Source organism: Acidovorax sp. BL-A-41-H1, assembly GCF_051942715.1.
Window position 1 is genome coordinate 1,651,483 of sequence record NZ_JBPVJQ010000006.1, and the last position, 13,346, is coordinate 1,664,828.

General features: G+C 65.4%; 11 protein-coding genes. 5 read left to right on the plus strand and 6 right to left on the minus strand.

The window, feature by feature from the left end; translation table 11 throughout:
- Positions 1-6: 6 nt before the first annotated feature.
- The 4 genes from ACTPOI_RS20845 to icd form a co-directional block, all read right to left on the minus strand.
- Entirely contained in the window at positions 7-3,630 is a 3,624-nt protein-coding gene (locus tag ACTPOI_RS20845; RefSeq protein WP_440112318.1) for an EAL domain-containing protein, read from the minus strand.
- Positions 3,608-4,075, minus strand: a complete 468-nt coding sequence (locus tag ACTPOI_RS20850; RefSeq protein WP_440112320.1) for a response regulator — start codon at positions 4,073-4,075, stop codon at positions 3,608-3,610. The genes ACTPOI_RS20845 and ACTPOI_RS20850 overlap by 23 nt, the downstream gene beginning before the upstream one ends.
- Positions 4,072-5,550 (minus strand): PAS domain-containing sensor histidine kinase, encoded by a 1,479-nt coding sequence (locus tag ACTPOI_RS20855; RefSeq protein WP_440112322.1) that lies wholly within the window; start codon positions 5,548-5,550, stop codon positions 4,072-4,074. The genes ACTPOI_RS20850 and ACTPOI_RS20855 overlap by 4 nt, the downstream gene beginning before the upstream one ends.
- A gap of 367 nt (positions 5,551-5,917) precedes the next feature.
- Positions 5,918-7,177, minus strand: a complete 1,260-nt coding sequence (icd, locus tag ACTPOI_RS20860; RefSeq protein WP_440112324.1) for an NADP-dependent isocitrate dehydrogenase — start codon at positions 7,175-7,177, stop codon at positions 5,918-5,920.
- Positions 7,178-7,441: 264 nt separating this feature from the next.
- Between icd and ACTPOI_RS20865 the strand changes: the two genes are divergently transcribed.
- Together ACTPOI_RS20865 and ACTPOI_RS20870 are read left to right on the plus strand one after the other, a co-directional pair.
- Entirely contained in the window at positions 7,442-7,699 is a 258-nt protein-coding gene (locus ACTPOI_RS20865; RefSeq protein WP_440112326.1) for a hypothetical protein, read from the plus strand.
- A 215-nt stretch (positions 7,700-7,914) separates the two neighbouring features.
- Positions 7,915-8,436, plus strand: coding sequence for a DUF192 domain-containing protein (locus ACTPOI_RS20870; protein WP_440112328.1), 522 nt, complete (start codon positions 7,915-7,917; stop codon positions 8,434-8,436).
- Positions 8,437-8,627: 191 nt separating this feature from the next.
- On the opposite strand, the gene ACTPOI_RS20875 is transcribed toward ACTPOI_RS20870, so the two are convergent.
- Positions 8,628-9,209 carry a superoxide dismutase gene (locus ACTPOI_RS20875; RefSeq protein WP_440112330.1) on the minus strand — a complete coding sequence of 194 codons (582 nt, stop codon included), beginning with the start codon at positions 9,207-9,209 and terminating at the stop codon, positions 8,628-8,630.
- A 155-nt stretch (positions 9,210-9,364) separates the two neighbouring features.
- Positions 9,365-10,693, minus strand: a complete 1,329-nt coding sequence (xseA, locus tag ACTPOI_RS20880; protein WP_440112332.1) for an exodeoxyribonuclease VII large subunit — start codon at positions 10,691-10,693, stop codon at positions 9,365-9,367.
- Between the two features lie 352 nt (positions 10,694-11,045).
- On the opposite strand from xseA, the gene ACTPOI_RS20885 reads away from it, so the two are divergent.
- From ACTPOI_RS20885 to lpxK, 3 genes are all read left to right on the plus strand, one after another.
- A complete protein-coding gene (locus ACTPOI_RS20885) occupies positions 11,046-11,693 on the plus strand; it encodes a MotA/TolQ/ExbB proton channel family protein (RefSeq protein WP_440112334.1) in 648 nt (215 codons plus the stop codon).
- Positions 11,694-11,769: 76 nt separating this feature from the next.
- On the plus strand, positions 11,770-12,207 hold the full coding sequence (locus ACTPOI_RS20890) for an ExbD/TolR family protein (RefSeq protein ID WP_440112336.1): 438 nt from the start codon (positions 11,770-11,772) through the stop codon (positions 12,205-12,207).
- 18 nt (positions 12,208-12,225) lie between these two features.
- Positions 12,226-13,317, plus strand: coding sequence for a tetraacyldisaccharide 4'-kinase (lpxK, locus tag ACTPOI_RS20895; protein WP_440112338.1), 1,092 nt, complete (start codon positions 12,226-12,228; stop codon positions 13,315-13,317).
- The last annotated feature ends 29 nt before the right edge of the window (positions 13,318-13,346 follow it).

Genomic DNA, 13,346 nt, shown 5'->3' on the forward strand with positions numbered 1-13,346 from the left:
GATGGCCTATGCAAGAAACCTTGCCTCAAATTCTTCGGCCGGCAACGGCCGGCTGAGCAGGTAGCCCTGCATCTCGTCGCAGCCCAGCGCAGCCAGCGTGTTGCGCTGCTCGGGCGTCTCGACCCCTTCGGCAATCACCTTGAGCCCCAGCGAGTGCCCCAGGTTGATGATGGTGGCCACCAGGGCCTGGCCCTGGGCCATGGTGTCCATGTGCTTCACGAACGACTGGTCGATCTTGAGCGTGTCGACCGGCAGGGTGGCCAGGTGACTTAGCGACGAAAAGCCTGTGCCGAAATCGTCGATGGCGATGGTGATGCCCATCTGGCGCAGCGCGTGCAGGCTGCGCGAGCTGTGCTCCACATCGCCCATCACCATGCTTTCGGTGATCTCGATCTCCAGCGATGCGGCGGAGCGCGGGTCAGACCCCACCGCGCTGCGCACCTCGTCGATGAAGCCACGGTGGCGCAGCTGCAGGAACGACACGTTCACGGCCACGCGCAGGGGCGCGTGGCCGGCCTCGCGCCAACGTTGCGCATCGGCCAATGCCTGCCGCAGTGCCCAGCGGCCCACGTCGTAAATCAGGCCCGTTTCTTCCAGGATGGGGATGAACTGGCCTGGCGGTACCAGGCCGCGTTCGGGGTCGTTCCAGCGGATCAGGGCCTCTGCACCGGTGAGTTGCCCGGTAGAGAGGTGAAGCTTGGGCTGGTAGTGCAGCACGAACTGCGCTTGCTCCAGCGCGCCACGCAGGCGCCCTTCCAGCCCCAGGACCTCGGCCACGCTGGCGTTCATGGCCGAGGTGTAGAACATCATTTTCTCGGCCGAGGCCTTGGCCTGGTTGAGGGCGGCTTCGGCGTTGCGCAGCAGGGCTTCGGCGTCGGCGCCGTCGCTGGGGTACATCGCCACACCGGCCTTGGCAGCCATACGCAGTTCGGTACTTGAGAGCTTGAAGGGGGTGTCAAAACACATGCGCAGAAACTGATCCACCAACATGGCCACCGCGCTGGCTTCGCGCATGCCGGGCACCGCCACCCCGAAGCTGTTGATGCCCACACGCCCCAGGCTACAGGCTTCGCCGGCAGCATTTGACAGCCGCTGCCCCACCTGGCGCAGCAGCTCGTCACCCACCTGGCGGCCCAGCGTGTCGTTCACCATGCGAAAGCGGCTGATGTCGACGAGCACCACGCCCATCATGGGCGCCACGCCGCCCTGGGGGCGTAGCTGCTGCCCGGCCCGCTCGAGGAAGAGGTTGCGGTTGGGCAGCCCGGTGATGTCGTCGTAGTACGCCAGATAGCTCAGCCGCTCTTCCTTGTCGAGGTGGTCCATCGCAAAGCCCACGTCCCCGGCCAGCTCCGTCAGCAACCGCATTTCGGCTTCGTCAAAAAAACCCTTTTCGTCGGCAAACAGCGCCATCACGCCCACGACCTGCGCCGACGCCAGCAGCGGCAGAACCACCATGGCGGCCACACCGCAGGCTGACAGCTGCTCGCGCTGGACGATGCGCGCATCGCCCAGGATGTCGTCGCACAGCTCAGGGCGGCGGTTGCGCACAACGCTGGCGCTCAGGCTTTCTCCAGGCTGCGGCGTGTCGTGCAGGTAGAGGCGGTCCTGGATGCCCATCAACACCCGTGCCCCCGCCCCGGCCGACGCCACGGGCATCACCTGCTGGCGCTGCCGGTCCACCCGGCCAATCCACGCGGCCTTGAACCCGCCCAGCTCCACGGCGACGCGGCAGGCCTCCTGAAAGAGCTCGCTGCGATCGTGCACCCGCACGATCAGCGTGTTGATGCCGCTGAGCACGGCGTACACCCGGTTGAGCCGCCGGATCTTGTGCCCGGCTTCCCGGCTTTCGGTGATGTCTTCACCCAGGCTCGCCACGCCGGTGACTGCGCCATCGGCCGAGCGCAGCACGGTGTTGTTCCAGTGCACCGTGCGCCGTTCACCCGAGCGGGTCAGGATATCGTTGTCGTGGTGCCAGGCCGAGGGAAGGTCTTGCAGCAGGTCCGCAAATACCTTACGCATGGGAGCATGGTCGCCGGGCAGGAACAGCTCAAACCAGTCTCCGCCAATCACATCCTGCCGCTCCCAGCCCGTCATGCGCAACAGGTAATCGTTGCAGTACGTGATGCGGCCCTCGCAGTCGAGCATGACCGAGACCATCTCGACCTTGTCGAACAAGTGGTTGAAGCGCCGGTCGCTCTCGCGCAACTGATCTTCGGCCCGGCGGTGGCGCGTGACGTCCTGGATGGTATGAAACCACTGCTCGGCCCGCCCGCCGTCGTTGGCCGTGCGGGCCTCCAGCGGCTCCATCACCTGGCGCAGGTAGATGGTTTCGCCATCGCCGCGGCGTAGCCGGTAGGTGAAGTCCACGCGCGAACCGTCGTGCGCAGCCTGCAGCGAATGGTTGCGGAACTTCGCACGGTCGTCAGGGTGCACCAGCGCCAGCCATTGCCGGACGCTGCGCGGCATCAGGTCCGGCGTCAGGCGCAGCATGGGCGGCAGGGTTTCGTGCCAGCTTTCGATGGCGCCACCGGCATTGCTGGTGATATGGCTGATGCGCGCCAACGTTTGCGCCCTGCGCAGGCTGGCCTTGCTGGCCTCCAGATGGTCCAGCGCGCGCAGGCGTTCCTGCACCTCTTGCTGCAGCCGGCTGGCGTGCGCCTGCACCTCGCGCAGCAGGCTCGCGTTTTCGTACATGCGGCCCACCTGCGCGCCGAGAATCGACAGTATCTGCTCGTCATCTGCGGTGAACCCGTCGCCACCGGCCTTGTCGGCCAGGCAGATCCACCCGTACGCTTGCGACAACGACAGCACCGGCACCAGCAGTGCCGATGTCACCGGTGGATAGCCCGCGGGCAGGCCGACCTCCTGGCTCTGGCTTGCCGGGCCGCTCCAGCGCAGGGGCGTGCGCTCCTGCGCAATGCGCGCCAGAAGGCCGCCGGTGATGGCCGGTGCGGGCGTTACCGGGCCGTCATGGCCTTCCAGCCCGCAACTGAAAGCCACGCTGGCATCCGCATCGGTCTGCCGGACGCACAACAGTGTGAAACTGGCACTGACCAGGTCGCACGCGCCGCGGCACACCTGGGCCAGCAGCGCATCGGGGTCGCGCTCGGACGCGAGCTGCAGGCTCAGGTCTGACAGCGCAGCCAGCCGGCTGTTGATGCCCTCCAGCTGCGCCACGCTGGCGATCAGTTTGTCGGTGATCAGCTGCATGTGTTGCGCGTCGAAGGCGCCCACATCCTCCAGCACCGGTGCGGCCAGCGGGGCCTTGCCCAGCGCCCGCTCCACCACGCGCAGGATGTCCTGTGGCTCGCACGGCTTGAGCAGGATTTCCGTCACGCCACAGGCCAGGGCGAGCTGCCGAGCCTGCTCTTCGCGAAAGTGGGCGGTATAGAACACGACCTGGGTGGTCGCCACAGCGGCATCGGCACGCAGTTGCCGCACGAACTCGAAGCCGTCCATGGTCGGCATGAGCACATCCGAGATCACCAGGTCAGGCCGGTACATACGCGCCATGGCCATGGCCTGCGCACCGTCAGACGCCTCGACCGCTTCATGGCCGACGTGCCGCACCAGCGTGACCACCAAAGCGCGGTTTGCAGGGACGTCGTCAACAACCAGGATCTTGGCCATGCTGTGGGAGTGGGAGTGGGAGTGAAAGTGGGAGTGGGCGGCGGTTTGGGGGAGTCTCCGCTGCGGGGTCGCCGGCGGCAACGAAATATGCCTGCACCCGGGCTGCAAACAGCTCGTGGTCAATCGGCTTTGGCAGGTGATCGTCAAACCCGCCGTCTATGGCTTTCTGTCGGTCGCTGGTGATTGAATTCGCAGTGACGGCCACCACGGGCACACGCCGCCACCCGGCAGTAGCGCGCAACCCCTGCGCCCCCTCGGAGCCGCTGAGCCCGGGTATCTGCATGTCGCCAAGGATGAGGTCCGGGTTTTCTGCCAGGCCCATGGCAAGACCTTGGTTTCCGTTCCCGGCAGCCAGTACACGCATCCCTGCGGCCTGCAGCAGGTCCACCACCCGCTCGCGGGTGGCCGTGTCATCCTGGATTACCGGAACGGTGGGGACCTTCATGCCGGCGGCTCCGCAAGCACCAGGGTGAACACACTCCCCTGCCCCTCGGTGCTTTCCACGCCAAGGCGGCCGCCCAGTGCCTGGGCGAGCTGGCTGCTCAGGTGCAGGCCCAGGCCGGTGCCCTCCTGCGCGCTCACCCCCGGCCGGTCGATGCGCGCAAACGCCTGGAACAGCTGGGGACGCTCGGCCTCCGGTATGCCCGGGCCCGTGTCGCGCACCGTGAAGCGCACGCCAGCGCCCGCGTTGCCGAGGACCTCAGGCTCACGGGTCAGCTCCACATCAACCCGGCCGTGCGCCGTGAACTTGACGGCGTTTCCCACCAGGTTGAGCAGGATCTGGCTGAGCGCACGCCGGTCGGTCTGCAGCCACACCGGCCCGGCGGGGACATGCAGCGCCAGCACCAACCCCCTGCGCTGCGCCTCGGGCTCCAGCGTGGCCACGGCCTCGGCAGCTACGGCAGCGCAGTCCACCCGCTCGCGGCTTAACGCGAGCTTGCCGGCGCTGAGCTTGGCCACGTCCAGCAGGTCATTGATGAGTGACAGCAGGTGCCGTGCCCCCGTCTGCACCATGCGCAACTGCCGCTCCTGCTCGTCGTTCAGCGGGCCGGGGAGCTTCATCAGCAGCGTCCCCGTGAAGCCGATGACAGCATTCAGCGGAGTGCGAAGCTCGTGCGACATGCTGGCCAGGAACCGGTCTTTCACCAGCGCGGCGTTCTCAAGCTCCAGGTTCTTCTCGCGCAGCACGGATTCAATGCGCTTTCGCTCTGTCACGTCACGGATGGCGCTGGAGACGAAGAGGCCTTCCTCGGTCTGCAGCGGGCTCAGGCTGATCTCCACCGGGAACTCCGAGCCGTCCTTGCGCTGGCCATTGAGCTCCAGGCCCGCACCCATGGTGCGGGTGCGTGGCTGCGCAAAAAACTGGCTACGGTGTCCCACATGCGCGTGGCGGTATTGCGGGGGCAACAGCAGTTCTACCGGCTGGCCCAGCAGCTCGGCCCGCCCATAGCCAAAGACCCGCTCAGCCTGGCCGTTCGCCATCACGATGCGGCCCGTCAGGTTGACCATGACCATGGCATCCGGCGTGGACTCCAGCAGGTCGCGAAAGCGCGCCTCCAGCAGCTTGGCATCGCGCAGCACGCGCAGATGGGTCACATCGTGGTGACAGCAAAGAAAGTACGCGGCCTCGCCGGCCTGGTTGCGGACCACGCTGACCGACACATTCACGTACAGCAGCGAGCCGTCCTTGCGCATGCGTACCAGCTCCTGCGCGGCGGTGGAACCCTGCAGTGCCTGTGCGCGCAGCGTGGCCTCCTCGCCAGCTTGCGCCACGCCTGCAATGAGCACCTGCACGTCCCGGCTCACGGCTTCATCACGCGTGTAACCGTACATCACCTCGGCCGCACGGTTCCAGTCGAGCACGCGCCCGTCGGCAGTCAGCGCCAGCAACGCATCGGGGTGTTCGTCGCAGCGGGACATTGAAAATATCGGATCCATGCAGTCTCTCGCCAGGGGCGGCTGCGCGCCTGTTGCAGATGCAGTGCAGTGCAGAGCAGAGCAGAGCAGAGCAGCGCCGTACCGTGCCTTGACGCGGGCGACCGCTGGATCCCCGGCCCGATGTATCAGGGCCTGGGGTCGGAGCCCATCGAAGTGCGACGCAGCATGCGTTCCATACTACGTGCTATGCAACCGATTACGCTCGAAGATGCATATCAGTGCCTGGGTATCAATAAGTAAAATGCCGCGCCCGGACAGGCACAAAAAAACCCTCGCACCGTGCAAGCGGTGCGAGGGCATCAGACAGCGATTCCGGGAAGGCGGCGAGAGACCGCCGTTCAAGCCAGCACTACATGTTGTCGATCATCACCTGGCCAAAGCCCGAGCAGCTCACCTGCGTTGCGCCTTCCATCAAGCGCGCGAAGTCGTAAGTGACCTTCTTGGACGCGATCGACTTTTCGAGCGACTTGATGATCAGGTCGGCCGCTTCCGTCCAGCCCATGTGGCGCAGCATCATCTCTGCCGACAGGATTTCGGAGCCGGGGTTGACGTAGTCCTTGCCTGCGTACTTCGGCGCAGTGCCGTGCGTGGCCTCGAAGCACGCCACCGAATCGGACATGTTCGCACCGGGCGCGATGCCGATGCCGCCTACCTGTGCAGCCAGCGCGTCGGAGATGTAGTCCCCGTTGAGATTGAGCGTGGCCACCACCGAATACTCCGCAGGGCGCAGCAGGATCTGTTGCAGGAACGCATCGGCGATGCTGTCCTTGATGGTGATTTCTTTGCCGTTTTTCGGATTCTTCAGGCGGCACCAGGGGCCGCCGTCAATCAGCTCTGCGCCAAACTCCTTTTGCGCCAGGGCGTAGGCCCAGTCGCGGAAGCCACCCTCGGTGTACTTCATGATGTTGCCCTTGTGCACGATGGTGACGCTGGGCTTGTCGTTGTCGATGGCGTACTGGATGGCCTTGCGCACCAGGCGCTCGGTGCCTTCGATGGACACCGGCTTGACGCCCAGACCCGAGGTGTCGGGGAAGCGGATCTTCTTGACGCCCATCTCGTCCTGCAGGAACCGTATCAGCTTCTGGGCCTTTTCGGACTTTGCCTCGAACTCGATGCCGGCGTAGATGTCTTCAGAGTTCTCGCGGAAGATGACCATGTTGGTCTTCTCGGGCTCTTTCAGCGGCGAGGGCACGCCCTTGAAATACTGTACGGGCCGCAGGCAGACGTACAGGTCAAGCTCCTGCCGCAAGGCGACATTGAGCGAGCGGATTCCGCCGCCTACCGGGGTGGTCAGCGGGCCCTTGATGGACACCACGTACTCACGCAGCACGGCCAGGGTTTCGTCGGGCAGCCAGACGTCGGGGCCATACACCCGGGTGGCTTTCTCGCCGGCGTACACCTCCATCCAGTGGATCTTGCGGGCGCCACCGTAGACCTTGGCCACCGCGGCATCCACCACCTTGATCATGACGGGCGTGATGTCAAGCCCGGTGCCATCGCCCTCGATGAACGGAATGATCGGGTGGTCGGGCACATTCAGCGTCATGTCGGCGTTGACGCTGATCTTCTGGCCGTCAGCCGGGACCTTGATGTGTTGGAAATGGCTCATGGCGGCGCATCCTGTGAGAACTGACATTGAACGGTAACGGACGAGATGCCCGGCGATGAAGGCACGGCCCTTGACTGGCCTGCCTGACCCGCAGCGGCACAGGCGCAAGGGGCGCCGCCGTGAGGGAAGTCCCGAAAGATTCTAATGAGAAATATTTCAGCAGGAGCCTTTGACGGCGTGCCGGCCGCTGCTATCGTTGCACCCGTGGCTGCGCAATGGTGCGCGCCGCCTCGAACGCAAGTAATTACTGGAAACGGCATACATATGAAAAAACTCCTCGCTGTACTGGTGACTGGTCTGTGCGCTGCAGGTGCTTTTGCACAGGCACCGGCAGCGGCACCCGCCCCTGCTACCACTCCCGCCATGGCGCCGGCCGCCGCGCAGCCCATGGCTGCAGCGCCCGCGGCTCCTGCCGTGAAGGCCAAGGCCACCAAGGCAACCAAAGCCACCACCACCAAGACCGCCAAGAAAAAGACCCACAAGAAGGTCGCCAAGAAGAAGACTGCCCAGCGCGCAGCCTGACCTCCAAGCCTGCCGCACTGGCAGGCCCGGACTCCGCATAAACGCCCGCATCCGCGGGCGTTTTGCTGAGTGGCCCTCCACACGGCAGGCACAGTGCATCGTCGCAAACGCCGTGTTGTGTCTCTGCATGCAGAGTGCCTGCACGAGGCACACTGCTCTGCCGTGCGTAAGATGGCGCGGGCCTTTCACAGCGTTTTCCAAGAGGATGAAGAGCAATGATTCCGACTTTTGTCTGGCATGCACCGGCTACCGGCACCGCAAGCTGTCCCCGCAACCGGCTCTGGCACTGGGCACTGGGCCTGGTGGCCGCGCTGGCATGCGCCGTGGCAACCCCTGCAGGCGCGCAGGATGCGCCGCAGATGTCGCTGCCGCGGGTGGAGCTGACCGCGGGCTTTCACCGCATTGACGCCCAGGTGGCGTCGACACCACAGACGCGCCAGACCGGGCTCATGCACCGCAAGGAAATGCCGCAGCATGAAGGCATGCTTTTTGTCTTCGAGCAGCCGTCCGTGCAGTGCTTCTGGATGAAGAACACGCTGATCCCCCTGACGGCCGCCTTTGTGGAGGACGACGGGACCATCGTGAACCTGGAAGACATGAAACCACAGACGCTGGATTCGCACTGCTCTGCCAAGCCGGTGCGCTACGTGCTCGAAATGAACAAGGGATGGTTTGCACAGAAGAACGTGAAGCCGGGCAGCAAGCTGGTGGGCAACGTGTTTCAGCGCAAGCCGTGACGGGGCAACGGGGCCGCGGCGTTGCGCCTGGCTGCAAAGATGGCGCTGTGCCGCGAGGGCATTGACCACTGCAACCCGCGTCACACATCACCATGAAAAAGACGGCCCTCAGGCCGTCTTTTTCTATCTCGGTCGATGACAACAGGTGGCGCCCCACGCGTGGGCGCCCCTGCTGCTGGCAGCCGCCTGGATCAGGCGAAGTTGGCTTCGGCAAACTTCCAGTTCACCAGCTTGTCGAAGAACGTTTCGACAAACTTGGGGCGCTGGTTGCGGTAGTCGATGTAGTAGGCGTGTTCCCAGACGTCCACGGTCAGCAGCGCCTTGTCGGCTGTGGTCAGCGGCGTGCCTGCGGCCCCCGTGTTCACGATGTCCACGCTGCCGTCTGCCTTCTTGACCAGCCAGGTCCAGCCCGAACCGAAATTGCCAACGGCGCTCTTCACAAAGGCTTCGCGGAAGGCCGTGTAGCTGCCCCACTTGGCGTTGATGGCTGCAGCCAGCGCGCCCGACGGCTCGCCGCCGCCTTGGGGGGCCATGCAGTTCCAGAAGAACGTGTGGTTCCAGATCTGGGCTGCGTTGTTGTAGACGCCACCGCTGGACTTCTTGACGATTTCTTCCAGCGACATCGCCTCGAACTCGGTGCCCTTTTGCAGGTTGTTGAGGTTCACCACGTAGGCGTTGTGGTGCTTGCCATGGTGGTACTCCAGCGTTTCCTGGCTGTAGTGCGGAGCCAGCGCGTCAATGGCGTAGGGCAGCGGGGGAAGGGTGTGTTCCATGGTGTGTTTCCTCGTGGTTTGAAATCGGGGCCGCCGCGGCGACAGGTCAGAGCTCTGACGGCCGCGGGGCAAAAGCGCATTGTAGGAACATCGGGTGGCCCCTGCAGCAAAGGCCTTTGCGCCTGCGCCGGGCCGGTCACGGCTGGGCCTGCGGATCAAAGCAGCCGCGTCTGCCGGGCCACGGTCACGTCCAGCGTCCCGTCGGCCAGCGTGGCCTTGAGCGCATCGCCCGGGCTCGCCTGCTGCGTGCTGACCACGGCACGGCCAGTGCTGTCGGTCAGCATGGCATAGCCGCGCTGCAGCACGAGGCGCGGGTCCAGCAGGCCCAGGCGCAGTTCGGCGCGGTCTACCCGCTCGGCCTGTGCCCGCAGGCGTTGGTGCAACGCCTGCGCAAGACCGCTGGCCAGCACGGCCTGCGCATGCTGCTGGCGCTGTACGCGCAGATGTACGGCATGGCGCATGCGCTGCGCAAGCCGGGCCAGCTGCAGATGCTGGCGCGCGGCCAGTGAAGACGGCCTGCCCAGGCGTGCGGCCACCTGGTCGAGCCGCTGATAGCGCGCATCCACCTGGCGCTGCACCGCGTCACCCAACCGGCCACCCAGCAAGTCCAGCGCCCCAAGCCATACATCGCGCGGCTGCGACACCATCTCTGCGGCCGCCGTGGGCGTGGGCGCGCGCAGGTCGGCGCAGAAATCGGCAATGGTGAAATCGGTCTCGTGCCCCACCCCGCACACCAGGGGCACGGGGCTTTGCACGATGGTGCGCGCCAGGCGTTCGTCGTTGAACGCCCACAGGTCTTCGATGGAGCCGCCGCCGCGTACGAGCAAAATCACGTCGATGGCCGGAATCTGCGTCAAATCGGCCCCTGGCGCTTGTGCCTGCTCGGCCATCTGATACAACTTTGATAGCGATGCAACCAGCGACGCCGGAGCCCCTGCGCCCTGTACGGGCGTGGACACCAGCACCACCGGGATGTGCGGCACCCGGCGGCGCAGGGCCGTCACCACGTCGTGCAGTGCTGCGGCGCCCAGCGATGTGACAAGGCCGATGCCGCGCGGCTGCAAGGGCAAGGGCCGCTTGCGAGCAGCATCAAACAGCCCTTCAGCTTCCAGCCCGGCCTTCAGGCGCAGAAACTGCTCGAACAGCGCCCCCTGCCCGGCCCGCTGCATGCTTTCGACGATGAACTGCAGGTCTCCGCGGGCTTCGTACACGCCCAGGCGTCCACGCAACTCCACCAGTTCACCGTCCCTCGGCGAAAAGTCAAGCAGCAGGGCCGCCCGCCTGAACATGGCGCAGCGCAGCTGCCCGTTGGCATCCTTGACCGTGAAGTAGCAATGACCGCTGGCTGCGCGCGCGAAGCCCGTGATCTCCCCGCGGACCGCGACAGGATTGAACCGTGCCTCCAGCGCATCAGCAATGGCGCGGCATAGCGCGCCAACTTCCCACACACGCGGCGCCAATGCTGGGTTTGGGAGCTCAGGCATGAGGCTTCAAGCGCTTTTGGGCGTTGCTGCGGGGCGCACTACTCCACAGATGGCAGGGAGCGGCGAGCGGGGCCAACGTGGACACAGATATCCTGCCGAAAGCACGGAAATACGTGCAACCCGTTGATTTATAACGATTTTTCATTGCCTTATTTTTCATCAATCTGTTGCAAGCACGGCGTGGCGCCGCTTTCGGGGCCGTCGATACCCAGTTGCCCACAAAGTTATCCACAGTTTTTGTGAGTCCGCAACGCGCCCGAATCCGAACGCGGCAAGGTAACTGTTTGTGACGCGGGTGACAGGACAAGCTGGGCCATAATCGCCGCTGCCCTTCAAGTGCCCGGAGAGAGATTTGCTGTCCATCATACAAGCCGCTGGCTGGCCGATCTGGCCCCTGATCGCATGTTCCGTGCTCGGAATGGCACTGGTTTTCGAACGCTTCGTGGCACTCAAGACGTCCCGCGTGGCCCCCCCCAAACTGCTCGACGAAGCCATCACGGTGTCCTCGCGTTCGGTCCCTACGCCTGATGTGGTGAACCAGCTGGCACAGAACTCCGCCCTGGGTGAGGTGCTGGCGACCGGGCTTCGCACGCTGAACAGCAATCCGCAGTGCAGTGAAGCGGACTTGCGCGCCGCCATGGAAGGCGCCGGCCGAGCGGTGGCCCACCGGCTCGAAAAGTATCTGGCTGCACTGGCCACCATTGCGTCGGCGGCGCCACTGCTGGGCCTGCTGGGTACTGTCATCGGCATGATCGAGATCTTCGGCTCGCAGACGGGCACAGGCGGCGTGGGCCAGGCGGTGGGCGGCGGCAACCCGGCGCAGCTGGCACACGGCATCTCGATTGCGCTCTACAACACGGCCTTCGGCCTCATCGTTGCGATCCCGGCCTTGATCTTCTGGCGGTACTTTCGCGCCCGGGTCGATGCCTACTTGCTCACCCTGGAACTGGCATCCGAGCAGTTCGTGCGCCACATCCTGCGCCACCGCAAAGCCCGCTGAGACATCCTGAGACATCGGCTGACACTTTCCCGTCCCCTGCCGCAGGGTCCCATGTCCGCGCAACAGAACATCCGCCATGAACTTCAGCCCCCGCCCCAAGGATGAGCCCGAGATCAACCTGATCCCGTTCATCGATGTGCTGCTGGTCATCCTCATCTTTCTGATGCTGACCACCACGTACAGCAAGTTCACCGAGCTGCAGCTCACCCTGCCCGTGGCAGACGCCGAGCAGCAGCGCGACCACCCCAAGGAAGTCATCGTCGCGGTGGCTTCGGACGGTCGCTATGCCGTCAACAAGTCGACCGTGGAAGGCAAGAGCGTGGATGCGGTCGCCCAGGCGCTGCGGGCTGCGGCCACGGCCGGTGCCGGCACGGTCATCATCATCAGCGCTGATGCAATGTCGCCCCACCAGTCGGTGGTCACCGTAATGGAAGCCGCGCGGCGCGTGGGCCTGACGCAAATCACCTTTGCCACGCAGTCGTCCGCAGGCGCACGGGCGGCCAGCGGCAACTGACCTTTGCATGGTGGCCCGGTGACCGCTGCCCCGCCGCCGCAGCGGCCTGCCGAGCCGGCCCGCACAACCGGCAAGCGCTTGCAGGGCTGGCTGCAACGCAGCTGGCAGACGCGCGGGCCCGGCGCCCTGGCGTTATGGCCCGTAGCCCTGCTCTACGGCGCACTGGTAGCGATTCGGCGCAGGCTGTACCGCAGCGGCCTTCTGGCTTCCGAACATCCCGGCCGGCCAGTTATCGTCGTCGGCAACGTCATTGCCGGCGGTGCCGGAAAAACGCCCGTGGTGATCGCCCTGGCCCGGCACCTGCAGGCGCGCGGCCTGCGCCCGGGCGTGATCTCAAGAGGTTACGGGCGCCAGTCGCGCGACTGCATCGCGGTGCTTGCCGACAGCGCGGCGCAGGATGTGGGCGACGAGCCCGCACTCATCACCCGCAGCTGCCCCGGAGTGCCCGTGTATGTGGCCGCGCAGCGCATCGATGCAGCCGAGGCGCTGCTGTCAGCCCACCCTGATACCGATGTCCTTCTGTGCGATGACGGCCTGCAGCATCTGGCGCTGCAACGGGACCTGGAAATCTGCGTGTTCAATGCCGACGGGATCGGCAACGGGTGGATGTTGCCCGCAGGCCCGCTGCGCGAGCCGTGGCCACGGCCGGTGGATTTTGTGCTGCATGCGGCACCGGTTCCGCCCGCCGGGACGGCATCGCCTGCCTTCAGTACCCGGCGCAGCCTTGCGCCCTGGGCTGTGCAGGCAGACGGGCAGCGCATCGCGCTCAATGCACTGCAAGGCCAGCCGGTGCATGCTGTGGCCGCCGTGGCGCAGCCCGAGGTGTTCTTTGACATGCTCAGAGCGGTCGGCCTGACGCTTGCCCATGCAGAAAGCCTGCCAGATCACTATGATTTTGATAGCTGGAAGGCATTATCCGGTGAGCACTACAGCATCGTTTGCACCGAAAAAGACGCTGTCAAGCTCTGGCGACGGCACCCGCAGGTGCTGGCCGTGCCGCTGGTGCTGGAGATCGAGCCGGGCTTCTTCCACGCGCTGGATGCGGCGATTGACCAGCGACTGCAGTCCGCAGCGGACCAGAACAGCGCCCCAACCCGCCGAACCCCCTGAACTGGGCGCCTCGGCACTCCTTCGGCAGT

Excerpts from the sequence above, each read along its gene's own strand:
- ACTPOI_RS20850 (WP_440112320.1), bottom strand. The coding sequence starts at position 4,075 with ATGAAGGTCCCCACCGTTCCGGTAATCCAGGATGACACGGCCACCCGC.
- ACTPOI_RS20875 (WP_440112330.1), bottom strand. The coding sequence starts at position 9,209 with ATGGAACACACCCTTCCCCCGCTGCCCTACGCCATTGACGCGCTGGCT.
- ACTPOI_RS20870 (WP_440112328.1), top strand. The coding sequence starts at position 7,915 with ATGATTCCGACTTTTGTCTGGCATGCACCGGCTACCGGCACCGCAAGC.
- icd (WP_440112324.1), bottom strand. The coding sequence starts at position 7,177 with ATGAGCCATTTCCAACACATCAAGGTCCCGGCTGACGGCCAGAAGATC.
- ACTPOI_RS20855 (WP_440112322.1), bottom strand. The coding sequence starts at position 5,550 with ATGTCCCGCTGCGACGAACACCCCGATGCGTTGCTGGCGCTGACTGCC.
- ACTPOI_RS20865 (WP_440112326.1), top strand. The coding sequence starts at position 7,442 with ATGAAAAAACTCCTCGCTGTACTGGTGACTGGTCTGTGCGCTGCAGGT.
- ACTPOI_RS20890 (WP_440112336.1), top strand. The coding sequence starts at position 11,770 with ATGAACTTCAGCCCCCGCCCCAAGGATGAGCCCGAGATCAACCTGATC.
- ACTPOI_RS20845 (WP_440112318.1), bottom strand. The coding sequence starts at position 3,630 with ATGGCCAAGATCCTGGTTGTTGACGACGTCCCTGCAAACCGCGCTTTG.
- xseA (WP_440112332.1), bottom strand. The coding sequence starts at position 10,693 with ATGCCTGAGCTCCCAAACCCAGCATTGGCGCCGCGTGTGTGGGAAGTT.